Raw genomic sequence first — 16,078 nt, 5'->3', positions numbered from 1 at the left:
AAGAATTTATGTTCTACACCATATATGGACATTTATCCAGAATTATATCCACAGTATGTGAATAACCTACAAAAAATGTGGATAAAAACTGTAGAAAGTTCTTATCCACATCCGTTTAATACGATAATGACGTCAATTCTACCGTTGTTTGCCGTTCTTCTCCATCGCGATAGTAGGTAATCGTTAATTGATCCCCGACTGATTTTTCCGAATAGAGATGTTTGCGTAAATCTACAATATCCTGAATCGACTCTCCATCAAGCTCGGTAATCACATCGTATGACTCTAATTCACCATGATCAGCTGGGGACATTGGTTCCACACTACGAATATAGATACCACCTTCGACATGATCAGGCAGATTCAAGCTGCGTTCCCATTCAACTCTTGCGATATCATTTAACGAGTATGCTTCCACGCCTAAATAAGCTCTCATGATTTCTCCATTTTGTTCTAACTCATCAATGACGGGAATCACATCATCTACTGGAATCGCAAAGCCTATCCCTTCGACTGCAGATTCTGCAATTTTCATCGAGTTAATACCAATTAGCTGCCCTTCCATATTTAGCAAAGCTCCGCCGCTATTACCAGGGTTAATGGCAGCATCTGTTTGGATAACTTCCGCTTGCCAATCTGCCCTTCCATCCATATTGAAATCTTGCGGAATCGCTCGTTGTTTTCCACTAATGATTCCTTGTGTCACTGAACCAGACAAATGCAAGCCTAATGGATTACCAATGGCAATCGCCGGTTCTCCGACATGGACATCTTCTGATCGCCCGATTTCAATGGCTTTTTCTGCATAGCTAGCGTCCATTTCAATTACAGCTAAATCGGTATACAAATCACTTCCAACAAGGGTAGCTTCTACTTGTGTTTCATCTGATAAGACAATTTCTACTTGATTGGACCCTTGAATCACATGATGATTGGTAACAATAAATGCGGAGTCATTTTCAATTTTATAAATCACACCGGATCCTGTTCCTGCTTTGCCTGACTCCTCTTCCTGTTGCCAAAAATCTATCTGATCTTGCACATTCACAACACCTACTACAGCTGGTGATACCTCTCCTACTATTTCGGAGATTTGGGTGGAGATGTCAACCTGCACATTACGAATGTCTGAAGGTTCAATATTATCTCCTGCACGATTGTCTGTTTGGTGTTGATTGGTTGCTGTATCATTATTGATCATGATTTGATATGGTAAAAGATTATTTTGGACTAACGATGGCAATAAAACAGCAAACAGAAAAGCACCTAAAACCAAACCAATAACAAAAGGTGTCAGCCAATTTCTTTTCTTTGGTGGTTTCTTCGACATGTAATGGTCATCATAATAGCCCATTACTTCACCTTCTTTCTTGATTTAAACTACTTCATAAATAGGTGTCGGTGATTTCGGATCGGTATCATGTAGTGTTACGTGATCCCCCACCGTAAAACCATATTCATTTAAACCATTCTCTACTGACATTCTCGCTAAATCCTTCATATTATTATCTTTGCTTAAATGTGCTAAATAAATACGTTTAGTTTCATTATCTATAATATCTTTTAAAGCAACAGCACAGTCCTCATTAGAAACATGACCACTGTCTCCTAAAATCCGCCGTTTCACACTCCATGGATAACGACCCATTCGTAGCATTTCGACATCATGATTTGCTTCAAAAATCAGCGCATCCGCTCCTTGTACGGTTTTCTTAATACGTTCTGAGACATAGCCAAGATCCGTTACAAGTGCTACTTTTTTGCCATTATGATGGAAGGTGTAAAACATTGGTTCTGCTGCATCGTGGGACACAGCGAAAGATTCTACATCTATATCCCCAAAGGTTTTGGTCTCTTCCATTTTAAATACAAATTTCTGATCGAGCTCAATTTTGCCAATGGCACTGTCCATCGCTTTCCATGTCTTTTCATTGGCGTAAATCGGTAAATCATACTTTCTAGCAAAGATTCCTAACCCTTTAATATGATCACTATGTTCGTGTGTCACTAATATTTTGGAAAGACTGTTGGGATCGACATTGATCTCTGAGAATAAACGAGTCATTTCTTTTCCACTTAAGCCTGCATCCACTAATATTTTCTCTTTTTCTGTTCCGATATAAAAAGCATTCCCCGTACTGCCAGATGCTAGTACACTAAAATGTAACGTCATCTTACTCCACTCCATTTGTTTCTACTTTAATTTCTAAAAGTTGTGCTAATAATAACTCTATATCTTCTTCTTCCCATTCTTTATCTGTTATCTCTATTTCCGCTGTACTGTCTTCTGCAAAATAGTCCATAATTTGTGTTTTCATTTCTCTGATAAAGGTTTCACTGTCACTAGATGTTGAATGACCCTCTATTGCATTTACATAATAATGGGACTCATCATTCACCTCAAATTGCCATGTTGGTGCCAGTAATTGAGCACCATTTGCTAAAGGTAGTAAGTTATGGTAGCCTAACTGCACTTCAGCTGTTATTTCATCTCCAGAATGGATGAAACCATCACTAATATACAAACCCGTTAAAGCATTCATAGGTGAATTAATTTCTTCTGGTTCTGTCTGATCATCTGTCTTTTCTAGTATGGTTTGAACATAATGTGTTACTTCTCCCTCTTCGTTCACTTGTATCAAGAGAGTTCCACTAGAATTAAAATAAATGGGTCGGTCAATCACCTGAAAGAATATATAAGTATTAGCAGCTTCATTCTTCCCGAAATATTGATATTGGTCAAAATTCCAGATGTTTTCTGCTAATGCTTCCGTATCTTCCTCCACATTAATCGCTAATGGCTTATCAAATTCAGATATGATTAAGTGATGGTCAATAATGATACTCCCTTGATTCGGAAGGTTGGCAATTTCCGATTCCTCTGTTTCAGTAAATTCCTTACGTTCTGCAGATAACATGGCTTCTTCAGTTGGAGATTCTTCAGGTACATTACTTAATCCATTCACATTATTCCGAACATTATCCTCCATAGGCACATTATCTGTAGGTTCATAATTAGTAGTGGAATAAGTAATAAAGTGATGTAATAGGAAAATATCAAGGATAAGAAAACAAAGAATGAACAGTGTTTTAATTTGCCCCCATTGCATTTAGCTCTCCTCCTTGTGTAACAGGCTTAGCATTTTCTGTTACATATTCCCAACCAGCATAAGTCTTAATACACCACGTTGGTATAAAATCAAAAATTTGACCTTGTTGCTCCATCCGATAGCCTAATCGAATATCTGTAATCTGGTTAAAGGCAATACGATCTGTACTGTAGAGATAATCACGTAATTCATCACCAGACATTAGATCAGTTGAACCACGATCATACGGTGTTGTTAATTGCATTAATGGACGAACATAGTTATATTCACTCATGTTCTTATAGGTAACAGACATTAATGATAAACCTTCATTACCTTTTGAAAAAACCGGATAATTTCCAAGAACCATTCGATAGTCAACTCTCTTGGAAATTTCGCTCAAGTCATACAATCGATATTGTAGTCCTTGACCAGTAAGCCATCCTTTATGTGAATTGATAAAATCTATTGAACTAGAGAGCAAGAAATCACTAGTATTTGTTGCTTCTTGAAAAGAAGAATTTTGTTCTTGATTATTTTCCGATGGAGAAAAGTTAGTATATTCCATCGCATAACCTTTAATGACAACTTCTCGTTGATTATCTTTTAATACTTCATTTCCCTCTACATCTTCTGTATTGACAACAGTTGACGGCTTACGGAAAAAGATCGACCGGAAATTAGTATTTTCAGTACTAATGGTTTCAAAGCGATATTGTTTCCCTGTAATATTGACTTCACTTGGCAAATAGACGGTGCGTTCATCCGCAAGTTCCATTTTCTCGTAAGTAATAACGTCATAATCGAAAATTAGTTGGTTAAAATATTCCACAACCTCTGTCACGTTTTGCACACTAGCCTCAATATCGATGCCATCTTGATCACGATTTTTAAATATGATCTTTGAATCGGCTTGATCTTCATCTGCAAATATATAAATACGCTCAAATGTACTATCAATCGGCATACTATCATCTGTTGTAAACATTTCACTAATTATGGAAGAAGGAATCGAAGTGGGGAAAACAAGCTCTATCACATTAGAAGATTCATCTATTTCAACATCTTCACTTTTTGAATAGATTTCAAAATCATACAATGCCCACTTTGAAATTTTCTGAAATACTTCTAATTCATCCTCACTATCGCCAAATCCTTTTAATGAACCCTCATCATGCATAACAATTTGCGACGGCTGCACTAGATTTTTCTTTGTCTCCTCTGATCCATTCAACTCGGCATCTGTTACGGAATTACCGGTAGATGGTTCATAATTCCCTTGATAACTCCAAATTCCAAATGTTAATAAAAAGCTTAGTAACACTAGGAAAACAAGTAATACCGTTTTAACGAGCTCAAAATCTATTCTCATTTTCTACTACCTCGCTTTCTTTTCCTGAGCGGTAGCGTGAAATAAATAGTAGTACCTTTCCCTTCTTTACTGGAAGCCCAAATGTGCCCGTGGTGTGCTTCGATTATTTCCCTGGAAATAGCCAAACCTAGTCCGGTTCCTCCTAATTCTCTTGACCGTGCTTTATCCACTCGGTAAAAGCGTTCAAAAATTTTATCCACTTTCTCTCTTGCAATACCTAATCCCTGATCACTAATGCTTATCCGCAGACGATGAGGCTCTTTCACAACTTGGAATGTAATTTTTCCACCTTCTGGAGAATATTTGATAGCATTAGACATAATATTATCTATTACCTGCGTTATTTTATCTTGGTCTACCCAAACAAATATACGTTCATCAGGAATTTTACGCTCTACATGTATTAATTCCGTCTTGTTCATTTCAAACCTGTCCAAAATATGGTTGAAAACCGGAATAATATCGATTCTCTTCTTGTACATAGCACTTTCTTTGTGATCCATCTTAGACAATTGTAATAAATCATTAACTAAACGGATCATTCGCTCCGTTTCATTTTGGGTAACTTGTAAAAATTGTGGCGCTAGTTCTTTGTCTTCCCATGCACCGCCATCTGTTAATGCTTCTAGATAACTTCTCATCGTTGTTAACGGTGTTCGTAATTCATGTGATACATTGGAGACAAATTCCTTACGTTCTCTGTCTACCTTCTCTTGTTCAGTTACATCACTAATCACCGTGATTAATCCCATGAAGTTCCCTTCTTCGTCCTGGACAATTGAAAAGTTCGCTTTAATTAAAAAGAGTTGTTCTTCATCACTAAAGTCTATCGTTAACGTACCTACTTCTTCTAACTCTTTTACATCTACGACTTTATCTTCAATTTGTAATATATCTTTGATCGGTTGACCTTTCACTTCATATAATGTCACACCAATTAAGTGTGCTGCCGGGTCATTCATTAAGGTTATATTTCCTTTTTCGTCAGTAGCGATAACTCCATCCGACATATTGGAAAGTACGGAGCTTAACTTTCTCCGTTCTTCTTCTGTTGTTTGATTCGCAAGCTTTAAGCGATCATTCATATCATTAAAAGTTGTTGCTAATTGGCCGATTTCATCTTGACCATATACGTTTACTTTCTTGGAGAAATCCCCTCGCGCCATTCCCATCGCTTGTTTCCGCATTTCGGTGATAGGCTTCGTTATCGTACGGGCTACCAGAATACCTATAATAATCGATATGACAACCGCGAGAATCGTTCCATTTACGAAAATTTCATTAATATCTTGTAGTTGGTCATATACTCCCTCTAAAGAAGCTTCAGAGTAAATTGCACCGACAGCCACACCCTCATCGGTAATTGGTAATGTTCTCACATAGACACGATCTCGTCCATTTCTTCTTATATCATCGTCTTCTTGCCCATGTACCAATGCTAGACGAATACTACTGTTTCCAGATATTTTCTTCCCAACCATATCAAAACTATTTGAACCTAAGACCCGAAATTGCGAATCAATCACTTGCAATTCAGAAAAGATATCACTGGAGTATGTCTCTGTAATCTCTCTAACCTCTTCTTGTAATGTTTGTTCCTCTTCATCTTCAGATCGTTCTTTTTTAAAAGCATCCTCTAAATTATTCTCTAATACTTGGAGTCGGTCTTCCACATTACTTTGGTGAGTCTTCACTAAATTTTCCTCTAATTTCTGACCAAAATACGTACCGATCACCTGAATCGCCAATAGAATAAACAAACTAAGTATGACAATAATTTTTAACCGAATCGATTGAAAGAAACTCACTTTATTCATGTAACATTACCCCTGTTCAGGATTTCGCAAATAATATCCGACACCTCTTCTTGTTACGATCCACAATGGATTACTCGGATTATCCTCAATTTTCTCTCTCAGCCTTCTTACTGTTACATCGACCGTTCTTACATCACCATAATAGTCATAACCCCAAACCGTCTCTAACAAATGCTCTCTCGTCATTACTTGACCAATATGGCGAGCAAGATAATGGAGTAACTCAAATTCTCGATGTGTAAGCTCTATATATTCGCCATCTCTTGTAACCGTATATGCATCCGGATGTATCACCAACGAACCGATCGCAATATCTTTGGATTCGTTTTTTTGATTGGCAGGTTCCACTTCCAGGCGCCTTAGATTAGCCTTCACCCTAGCAATTAACTCTCTGTTACTGAAAGGTTTCGTTACATAATCATCTGCTCCAAGTTCAAGGCCAAGCACTTTATCAATCTCTGCATCTTTTGCAGTAAGCATGATAATGGGCATGCTATGAGTTTTTCTTACTTCCCGACATACTTCATTACCATCTTTTTTCGGTAACATAATATCGAGCAATATTAAATCAGGGTTCTCATTAATCGCGAGTTCGATTGCTTCTTCTCCATCATAGGCACACAATACTTCATAGCCTTCTTTTTCTAAGTTGAATTTTAATATATCTGCAATTGGCTTTTCGTCATCTACTACTAATATTTTTTGACTCATAAAAAGCACGTCCTTTTTCCATTAAATTTTTCCTTACGTTCTATTTTAACCGAAATTAACAAAAATGTCTTATCGCTACTATATCTAATCTAAATGATTCTACTCTATTAGCAAAAAACCCTTGTTACGTTACGGTAACAAGGGTTTGATACTATCTAATTTTGGGTATATGTTATATAAGTGTTTAATAGTAGTCTGCTGGGTTTTCTAATGAACCGTCTTTATACACTTCAAAGTGTAAATGGATGCCTGTTGAAAAGCCTGTATCCCCCATCACACCGATCTTTTGCCCTTTTTCTACTGTTTGACCAGAAGAAACGTCGATCGATGATAAGTGAGCGTAAATCGTACGATAACCGTTGTTATGGTCAATGACAACTTTGTTACCATAACCGCCATCATCCCATCCGGCAGAAGTAACTTTTCCGTTATCAGCTGCTAAAATCGAGCGGTCACTTACACCAGCAATGTCGATTCCCTTATGGAAAGAACCCCAACGTTCTCCCTGATGGCTTGATATATAACCTCCGACTGCTGGCCAGTGGAAATCACCAGTACCGCGAGATGAAACTACCTTCGTACCTTTGACAATCACTTTATTTGTCGGCTCTTTCGTTACATTTTCATCTAAAACTTCCGTGTCTACTGTATTACCATTAACTTTTTTAATTTGATAATGTTTTTCCACGGTCCCGTTTTCGCCTTCTTGTTTCACTTCTTCTTCGCCTTTATACATATCTTCTGATTCTTCTACTTCTGTTTCATAGGCGATTTCTTCTTCATCAAGTTTTTCTTCCGTGACAACTACTTCTACAAAAGGTTCATATGCTGTTACATTTAATTCATCACCGATTTTGATTAAAGAATCTTCTGTTAAATCTGGGTTTAGTTCTAGTAGCTCATCTAGTGAAAGATCGTACTCACTGGCAATACTCCCCAGAACATCTCCATCATCTACTACATGTTTTTTATTTTCCAGTGTGCCTTTTTCTAGTAATGTAACGCCTTCTTCAACAGTTAAAATTTCATCTTCTGAAATTTTTTTGTCTTCTATTGAAACCTCTTCTGTTAGTGAAACGTCTATAATATGAGACTCCCCTACAGATAGTGGTTCAGATTCTCGTTCTGAATCATTATCTATTTTTTCTAACACGTCTTCACTAACAAATTTTTCTTTATATTCTTGGATGACTTGTTCTGCTAGATCTTTTTCTGCAAAATATCCAACTACCTCATCACCAATCGTTAAGGCTTCTGCTTCGACAGCTACCGTTAATTCTTCCTCTAAATGATCCAACACTTCTTGATTATCCGCTTCCGACGAAAAAACTGTCTCTGTAACAAAGTTAATCTCTTCGTTTACGGTATATGTAAAATCATTCTCATCTTGATGATCAGAGATTGTTTCCACAATATAATCTTCTACAATGTCTTTGTTGTCTACAATTCCTACATGCTCACCGTCTACATAGACATGATAGACTTTGCTTAATTCTTCGTCATCCGCTAAAACAACTTGTGACGTAAGACCTAATGCCACAACACCAGCAACCGTCAGATGTTTCACGAACCCTTTCATATTTAATCGCATTCTAACTTCCTCCTATAACCCCAACTACTCTATTAAATCTCTATTTATCTTTAATTCAAATCTTCTACCTTACCCAATCTACCATAAAACCGAATAGCATTAAACATTTTTAAAGAGAATGTAACAAAACTGTATAATAAAAGCCAAAATATTACATGACTTGTAACAATAGGAACATCTGCCTAGGAATGATTCCTTCTTTTCTCTATTGAGTAATATGACAAATCGTGTATCTAGCTAGCCTTCGCTAAGTGTTGTTCTCCAACATATCTCCGCGCTAGAAAATCGGATTATTATCCCATTAACGCGCGGTATTATATGGTTTAATAATTTAGTACCAAATTACAGTACAAAAAATTCATCTTGGTACTAAATCCTGTTTTAAGTACCATTTTGACAGTTTGTTTTCTATTTTTGGTACTTAATTGAATGCTTAGTACCATTTTAACTTTATGCTAGTGATTTTTGGTACTTAATAATTCCCAATGTATAGCTATACTTGCAAATAAAAAAAGTATAAACCCTTCTTCACATCCGTGAAAAGAGTTTATACCTTTAAGCTTATGCTGGGTTAAATACTATAAACGCTTCTAACAACATTTGTTTGAGAACGGTCAGGTCCTACAGAGAAAACGGACAATGGAATGCCTGTTAACTGGGAAATACGTTCTAAATAATGGCGTGCATTTTCCGGTAATTCATGTAAGCTTTTCACACCAGTGATGTCTTCTGTCCATCCTGGTAACTCCTCATAAACAGGCTCACATTCAGCCAGTACTTTTAAACTAGCTGGGAATTCTTCCATGATTTCACCTTTGTACTTGTAAGCTGTACAAATTTTTAATGTTTCAATACCTGTTAATACATCAATCGAGTTCAAGGATAAATCGGTAATACCACTTACACGACGAGCGTGGCGTACGACAACACTGTCAAACCAGCCGACACGACGAGGACGACCTGTTGTTGTACCATATTCATTACCAACTTCACGGATTTGATCACCAATTTCATCATGTAATTCTGTTGGGAATGGACCGTCTCCAACACGAGTTGTATAGGCTTTGGAGACACCCACTACATGATCAATTTTCGAAGGACCTACACCTGAACCAATTGTAACACCACCAGCGATTGGGTTGGATGAAGTAACAAAAGGATACGTACCTTGGTCAATATCAAGCATAACCCCTTGTGCGCCTTCAAAAAGCACACGACGTCCTTCATCTAGTGCATCATTTAATACAACAGATGTATCCGCCACATATTTTTTCAATTGTTGACCATATTCATAATACTCATCTAATATATCTTCTACTTCTATTCTGTCTGTTTCATATACTTTTTCGAAAAGGCGATTTTTTTCTTTTAAGTTGCTTTCTAATTTTTCACGGAAAGCATCTTTATCTAATAAATCAGCAATACGTATTCCAACACGAGCCGCTTTATCCATATAAGCTGGTCCAATTCCTTTGCGTGTTGTACCGATTTTATTTGCACCTTTATCTTCTTCCTGCAAAATATCTAATTTTAAGTGATATGGCAAGATGACATGTGCACGATTACTAATACGTAAATTATCTGTGCTAACATCCTTATCATGTAAATATTTTAATTCCTCTACCATTGCTTTTGGATCGATAACCATACCATTACCTAATACACAAGTTTTGTCTTTAAAGAATATCCCTGAAGGTATTAAGTGTAGTTTATATGTAATACCATCAAATTTTATGGTATGACCTGCATTGTTTCCACCTTGATAACGTGCTACTACCTCTGCGTTTTGTGAAAGAAAGTCTGTAATTTTCCCTTTTCCTTCGTCTCCCCATTGTGTACCTACAACGACGACTGAAGACATAAACGGCACCTCCGCCTTATCAATTTATTGATTCCGAACTAATTCTACCAATCTTACCGAGCGATGTCAATTTAATTACGAACATTTATGATGTTTTTATTATTATTGTTCGTGAAAATCAAATTACTAAAACCCATACTCTATTATGAACATTGGATATTCAGACTATACCAACCAGTCTGAATATTTGAGACTATCAATGAGTAACGACGACTCAGTAGATCTGCTTTGTTATAATAGCCATTTTGAAATATATCGATCGTATTACCCCCACTATGGCTGTCCACTTCCCTTTCCGTGGGGTTTAACTTTTTCAGACCAAACAATTCCCACAGGAGTGGAAGTGGACGGCCTTCGCTAAGATCTGCTCTACAACAAATGTCAGATAAAACATCTTGGATTATCCTCAAATTTCACTTATCATAGTTCAAAAATACGGTGGTACCCGGGATTATATGCTTATCTAAATAAAAAAGGATAAGGATGGAATATCCTTACCCTGGTGGTATGTCGCTGTCTTGATAGCGATGATCTAAATCTACGAATTTATTATATTCTTTTACAAAGGCTAGTTCGACGTTCCCAACTGGACCGTTACGTTGTTTGGCTATAATAATTTCAATAATATTTTGTTTTTCAGATTCCTTATCATAGTAATCATCACGGTATAAGAAGCCTACGATATCGGCATCCTGCTCAATACTCCCTGATTCACGTAAGTCGGACATCATCGGTCGCTTATCCTGACGGGATTCAACCCCACGAGATAACTGTGATAAAGCGATTAATGGCACATTTAATTCCCTCGCTAATCCCTTTAATGATCTAGAGATTTCCGATACCTCTTGTTGACGGTTTTCTTGTGAACCGGCACTACCTTGAATTAATTGCAAATAATCAATTAAAATCATCCCGAGGCCGTGTTCTTGTTTTAAACGACGGCATTTGGAACGAATTTCACTTACTCTAATACCAGGTGTATCATCGATGAAAATACCAGCATTGGATAAACTACCCATTGCCATCGATAATCTTCCCCAGTCCTCTTCTTCTAAAGTACCAGTTCTTAAACGCTGCGCATCAATATTACCTTCTGCACAGAGCATACGTGATACCAGCTGATCTGCCCCCATCTCCAAACTGAAAATAGCGACATTTTCTTCTGTTTTAATCGCTACATTTTGTGCAATATTTAAGGCAAAAGCTGTTTTACCAACAGACGGTCTTGCAGCAACAATGATAAGGTCATTACGTTGGAAACCCGATGTAATACGATCTAAGTCACGAAAACCGGTGGCAATACCGGTAACTTCACCTTGGTTTTTGTGCAATAGATCGATATTATCATAGACTTCCATTAAAACATCTTTAATATTTTTAAATGAAGAAGCATTCTTTCGATTCGATACTTCTAATATTCGCTTTTCAGACTCATTCAACACTTCTTCTACTTCGTCTTCTTTCGAATAACTATCTGTTACAATATCGGTTGCTGTTCGAATCAGTCTTCTGAGGATCGATTTCTCTTCGACAATTTTGCAATAATACGTAATATTCGCTGCTGTAGGTACAGCATTTGCTAAATCACTTAAATAAGAGACACCGCCAACGTCATCTAGCTGTTGATTATTCGCCAAAACTGTTGTAGCAGTGACAATATCTATCGGTTCTCCTTTATCTGACAGCTCTAACATCACGCGGTAAATAAGCTGATGACTTGCACGATAAAAATCTTCCGGGATTAATATTTCCGAAGCGCTGGAAATAGCATCCGGATCTAGAAAAATGGCACCAAGTACCGCTTGTTCTGCTTCTATATTGTGAGGCGGTGTGCGCCCTTGGATCATTTCCGCCATCTCATTGCCCCCTTTCATACAAAAAGTGGACATTCATTCCGCTATTCGTGACAAAATGAACGTTTTTAGGATGTTATTGGACATCTATTCCGTTATTCATTCAAAATAAGGCTGTTTTCCAGTTCATTTCGTTAAATAAGGGATTATATGTCCGCTAACACCTAAAATGGAACATTATTCTAGGAAATAACGTACTAAATGTCCGCCATATATCACTATGATCCGAGTTCTTTACTTAAGAAAATGGGAAGTAAGGTAAACTTCCCATTGTGTTATGCTTCTACAACATGAACTCTTATCGTACCTGTTACTTCTGGGTGGATTTTGACCGGTACGTTTGTATAACCTAATGAACGAATTGGTTGATCTAATTCAATTTTACGCTTGTCCATTTTAATTTGATGATCTTTCTTTAAGGTTTCCGCAATTTGTTTACTTGTAATCGAACCAAATAAACGGCCGCCTTCACCAGATTTTGCTGTTACTTTCACTTCTATATTAGCTAATTTTCCTTTTAATTGCTCTGCTTCTTCTACTTCTTGCTGTTCCAATTGCTTCTCTTTATTCTTCTTTGCGTTTAGTGCCTTCATATTTGCTTGATTTGCCTCGATTGCTAAATTATTTTTCAGCAAGTAATTGCGAGCATATCCATCGGAAACATTTTTAACTTCCCCTTTTTTTCCTTTACCTTTTACATCTTGGGTAAAAATGACTTTCATTCTGTTTCTCCTCCCTCATAATACTCATCTATAATTTCTTTCAACCATTCATAGGCATCGATTACTGCCATATCATCTAATTGTGTAGCAGCGTTCGTCAAATGACCGCCACCATTCATTTTTTCCATAATAACCTGGACATTGACATCTCCAAGTGACCTGGCACTGATACCAATACGGCCATCTTCTCGTTCTGAAATCACAAAGGACGCCTCAACTCCAGTCATCATTAACAAGGTATCTGCAGCTTGAGCAATAATGACAGGGCCATACCTCTCTCTTGAGTTCCCTACAGATATTGCAATATTACCACGATAAATATTCGTATTTTCAATTAATCTGCTTCGTTTGACGTAAATATCCAAATCTTCTTTTAAGAATTTCTGGACTAATACGGTATCCGCTCCTTTAGATCGTAAATAGGAAGCAGCATCAAAAGTTCTCGATCCTGTTCGTAAGGTAAAGCTATTCGTATCTACAATAATACCTGCTAATAATGCTGTCGATTCTAACATATTTAAAGAAAGCTTACTAGGCTGATATTCCAACAATTCTGTTACTAGTTCTGATGTCGAGGATGCATATGGTTCCATATAAACAAGTGTAGGATGATCAACAAACTCTTCGCCTCGACGATGGTGGTCAATCACTACCACGTGTTCTGTTTTATGGACTAACTTTTCCTCTTGTACCAAGGAAGGTTTATGCGTATCCACTACTACTAAAAGGGTGTCTTTCGTTACGATATCTAATGCCGAATCAGGGTCAATAAAATGGGACCACAATTCCTCGCTGTCTTTCATTTCATCTACTAGTCGCTGTACCCCTGTATTAATATCATCCTCATCTAAGACAATGAACCCTTCTACATCGTTCGCTTGTGCTATTTTTAACACACCGATCGACGCACCAATCGAATCCATATCAGGAGCTTTATGCCCCATCACTAAAATTTGGTCGCTTTCTTTGACTAATTCTTTTAAGGCGTGAGAAATAACCCTTGCTCTTACTCTCGTTCGCTTCTCCATTGGGTTTGTTTTACCACCATAAAAACGAACTTTTCCAGTGTTATCATCTTTAATAACAACCTGATCTCCACCTCGGCCAAGCGCTAAGTCAAGACTCGATTGTGTTAGTTCACCCAAGCCTGGTAATCCTTCACTTCCTAATCCGATTCCAATACTTAGGGTTAATGGTACATTTTTATCGGTAATTAATTCACGAACTTCATCTAAAATTTCAAATTTCGATTTTTCTAAGTCAGCCAAGATCTTCTGATTCATCACCGCCATAAATCGCTCTTGTGATGTTCGTTTTAAATAGATCTCATGTTCATTCGACCAATTGTTTAAAATAGATGTAACCTGTGAATTAATTTGACTTTTAGCTGTATCATCCATGTTTTGCGTTATTTCTTCGTAGTTATCTAGAAAGATAATACCTAGTACCGTTTTTTCATTCTGGTATAGCGTGTGCAGCTCTGTTTGTTTCGTTCGGTCAAACAAGTATAATAATTTCTCTTCTTTCTTGTTATATACTTGTAAATCATATTGATCAATCGTTAGCCAAAATGTTTCCTTATCATCTTTCAAATAAGAAGAAATATCGTCCGATAAGACGTCAAGATTATCACCGATTAATGAATCTGTTTCGGTAAACTGATTCATATAAGGATTTGCCCACTCTATCTGATAATCGTCTCCGTATAATATAATCCCTATCGGCATTTCTAATAGGGCTTCTTCGCCGACTTTTTTGACACGATAAGAAAGTGTTGATATATATGCCTCTGTTTGGTCCACCAGTTGCTTTTCCCGTTCGATACTGTAGTACAATGATATAGAAAACAGAACTGTCATCACGGCACCAATAATCCAATGGAAATAAAAGAGAAAGATTAATAGTACAAAGGATAATACATATATGCCTATGATATGCCTCCCCATTGCAACTGGTTTATCTTTAATTTTTGGCATTGTTGTCAGCTCCTAACTAAAGTCCCTTTACTTTGCCATTCTTTTTCTTAACTCAAACCCTAAATCAATTATACCTAAGATTCTCATCAAATAAAGACCCATAAACGGAAAAAATATAATGAAAAGGATGCTAATAACTGGCAATGCAACGGACTGCTTCTTCGCATGCGTATAAAAGAACAGGAATGACAATCCTTGTAAAGCCATTAATATTCCTGCTAAATGATACACATTCCATATTATAACAGATGGCATCGTAGAAAAGTCTGCTTCAGCAAAAAAGGAAATAAGTAACATCACAAAATATATCCATAACATCACTTTTGGCAGGTTAAAACTGCGAAAGGGTGGAAATTGATAATGTTCTTGTTGCACTTTATTGATTACTTTATAGCATATCCATTGTGTTAATATGGCAAAACCCATGGAAACAACTACTAATATCACCGGCAGTAACTGTAGCATATTCATCATTTCTTGTCGTATGACGCCAAACTCCTGTTGCCCCATACCGATTGCCTGAAACAAGTCCTCTGTCATCTGGATGGAATCATCCACGGTATTTTCAAAGGCATTCATAATTGAAAACTGCAGAACTACTTCAATATAAGCGTAAATAAGCGTCAATCCTAGTACAAAACCGGCCGTACCTTTCGCCCATGTTTCATATGGATGCTGGTCTTGTTTTATCGACCATCCAATCATAGCTCCACTTATCAAAGCTAATAATGTTAATGGGAATGAGAATACAGGCACAACAAATAGTGAAAAAGATAATAAAATAAGCATGCCTAATATCGTCCATTTAATGGGATAATTTTTCATTAGCAATATAACTGGGATGGGTAGCAAAACGAGTGTAATCATTTGTATAAATGGTATAAGTATTGTAATGAACAAAAGAAGTAAAAAGCTACCTACATATATTAAAAAGTCTTTCCTTACTGGTTGCTGATCCATGAGAACCACCCTTACTACTCTAATTGATTGAAAAAGCACAGCAAGAAAGCGCTGTGCTTTTTCATCGTACACTTTTACTATATTAATTATATACGAACAATATATCTGCGACAAATTAAATCGACT

12 protein-coding genes are annotated in these 16,078 nt (G+C 36.9%); all 12 read right to left on the bottom strand.

Going from position 1 to position 16,078, the window contains the following annotated elements:
- Window positions 1-115: 115 nt before the first annotated feature.
- The 12 genes from GH715_RS15985 to GH715_RS15930 all read right to left on the bottom strand — a co-directional run bounded on the left by GH715_RS15985 (window position 116) and on the right by GH715_RS15930 (window position 15,952).
- Entirely contained in the window at window positions 116-1,354 is a 1,239-nt protein-coding gene (locus GH715_RS15985; RefSeq protein ID WP_153836256.1) for a S1C family serine protease, read from the bottom strand.
- Window positions 1,355-1,375: 21 nt separating this feature from the next.
- Window positions 1,376-2,173 carry an MBL fold metallo-hydrolase gene (locus tag GH715_RS15980; protein WP_018934398.1) on the bottom strand — a complete coding sequence of 266 codons (798 nt, stop codon included), beginning with the start codon at window positions 2,171-2,173 and terminating at the stop codon, window positions 1,376-1,378.
- A 1-nt stretch (window position 2,174) separates the two neighbouring features.
- Complete coding sequence (locus tag GH715_RS15975) at window positions 2,175-3,110, bottom strand: two-component system regulatory protein YycI (protein WP_153836255.1); 936 nt, start codon at window positions 3,108-3,110, stop codon at window positions 2,175-2,177.
- A complete protein-coding gene (locus tag GH715_RS15970; protein WP_153836254.1) occupies window positions 3,091-4,461 on the bottom strand; it encodes a YycH family regulatory protein in 1,371 nt (456 codons plus the stop codon). Before GH715_RS15970 ends, GH715_RS15975 begins: the two co-directional genes overlap by 20 nt.
- Window positions 4,458-6,278 carry a cell wall metabolism sensor histidine kinase WalK gene (gene walK, locus GH715_RS15965; RefSeq protein ID WP_153836253.1) on the bottom strand — a complete coding sequence of 607 codons (1,821 nt, stop codon included), beginning with the start codon at window positions 6,276-6,278 and terminating at the stop codon, window positions 4,458-4,460. The genes GH715_RS15970 and walK overlap by 4 nt, the downstream gene beginning before the upstream one ends.
- A gap of 6 nt (window positions 6,279-6,284) precedes the next feature.
- On the bottom strand, window positions 6,285-6,989 hold the full coding sequence (yycF, locus tag GH715_RS15960; protein ID WP_153836252.1) for a response regulator YycF: 705 nt from the start codon (window positions 6,987-6,989) through the stop codon (window positions 6,285-6,287).
- Between the two features lie 184 nt (window positions 6,990-7,173).
- A complete protein-coding gene (locus tag GH715_RS15955) occupies window positions 7,174-8,580 on the bottom strand; it encodes a peptidoglycan DD-metalloendopeptidase family protein (protein ID WP_153836251.1) in 1,407 nt (468 codons plus the stop codon).
- A 571-nt stretch (window positions 8,581-9,151) separates the two neighbouring features.
- Window positions 9,152-10,441 (bottom strand): adenylosuccinate synthase, encoded by a 1,290-nt coding sequence (locus GH715_RS15950; protein ID WP_018934404.1) that lies wholly within the window; start codon window positions 10,439-10,441, stop codon window positions 9,152-9,154.
- Between the two features lie 494 nt (window positions 10,442-10,935).
- The gene (gene dnaB, locus GH715_RS15945) at window positions 10,936-12,297 is read right to left on the bottom strand and encodes a replicative DNA helicase (protein ID WP_018934405.1); all 1,362 of its coding nucleotides are present in this window, start codon (window positions 12,295-12,297) and stop codon (window positions 10,936-10,938) included.
- A gap of 272 nt (window positions 12,298-12,569) precedes the next feature.
- Window positions 12,570-13,016, bottom strand: coding sequence for a 50S ribosomal protein L9 (gene rplI / locus GH715_RS15940; protein WP_153836250.1), 447 nt, complete (start codon window positions 13,014-13,016; stop codon window positions 12,570-12,572).
- The gene (locus tag GH715_RS15935; protein WP_153836249.1) at window positions 13,013-14,992 is read right to left on the bottom strand and encodes a DHH family phosphoesterase; all 1,980 of its coding nucleotides are present in this window, start codon (window positions 14,990-14,992) and stop codon (window positions 13,013-13,015) included. The genes rplI and GH715_RS15935 overlap by 4 nt, the downstream gene beginning before the upstream one ends.
- Before the next feature lie 27 nt (window positions 14,993-15,019).
- A complete protein-coding gene (locus tag GH715_RS15930) occupies window positions 15,020-15,952 on the bottom strand; it encodes a YybS family protein (RefSeq protein ID WP_153836248.1) in 933 nt (310 codons plus the stop codon).
- Window positions 15,953-16,078: the final 126 nt, after the last annotated feature.

This window comes from Gracilibacillus thailandensis (assembly GCF_010994055.1).
Taxonomy (GTDB): Bacteria; Bacillota; Bacilli; order Bacillales; family Amphibacillaceae; genus Gracilibacillus; species Gracilibacillus lacisalsi.
The sequence above is the reverse complement of the archived record's forward strand: the minus strand, read 5'-3'. Positions and strand labels throughout refer to the sequence as shown.

Excerpts from the sequence above, each read along its gene's own strand:
- GH715_RS15950 (WP_018934404.1), bottom strand. The coding sequence starts at position 10,441 with ATGTCTTCAGTCGTCGTTGTAGGTACACAATGGGGAGACGAAGGAAAA.
- yycF (WP_153836252.1), bottom strand. The coding sequence starts at position 6,989 with ATGAGTCAAAAAATATTAGTAGTAGATGACGAAAAGCCAATTGCAGAT.
- dnaB (WP_018934405.1), bottom strand. The coding sequence starts at position 12,297 with ATGGCGGAAATGATCCAAGGGCGCACACCGCCTCACAATATAGAAGCA.
- walK (WP_153836253.1), bottom strand. The coding sequence starts at position 6,278 with ATGAATAAAGTGAGTTTCTTTCAATCGATTCGGTTAAAAATTATTGTC.
- GH715_RS15970 (WP_153836254.1), bottom strand. The coding sequence starts at position 4,461 with ATGAGAATAGATTTTGAGCTCGTTAAAACGGTATTACTTGTTTTCCTA.
- GH715_RS15975 (WP_153836255.1), bottom strand. The coding sequence starts at position 3,110 with ATGCAATGGGGGCAAATTAAAACACTGTTCATTCTTTGTTTTCTTATC.
- GH715_RS15955 (WP_153836251.1), bottom strand. The coding sequence starts at position 8,580 with ATGCGATTAAATATGAAAGGGTTCGTGAAACATCTGACGGTTGCTGGT.
- GH715_RS15935 (WP_153836249.1), bottom strand. The coding sequence starts at position 14,992 with ATGCCAAAAATTAAAGATAAACCAGTTGCAATGGGGAGGCATATCATA.
- GH715_RS15930 (WP_153836248.1), bottom strand. The coding sequence starts at position 15,952 with ATGGATCAGCAACCAGTAAGGAAAGACTTTTTAATATATGTAGGTAGC.
- GH715_RS15980 (WP_018934398.1), bottom strand. The coding sequence starts at position 2,173 with ATGACGTTACATTTTAGTGTACTAGCATCTGGCAGTACGGGGAATGCT.
- rplI (WP_153836250.1), bottom strand. The coding sequence starts at position 13,016 with ATGAAAGTCATTTTTACCCAAGATGTAAAAGGTAAAGGAAAAAAAGGG.
- GH715_RS15985 (WP_153836256.1), bottom strand. The coding sequence starts at position 1,354 with ATGGGCTATTATGATGACCATTACATGTCGAAGAAACCACCAAAGAAA.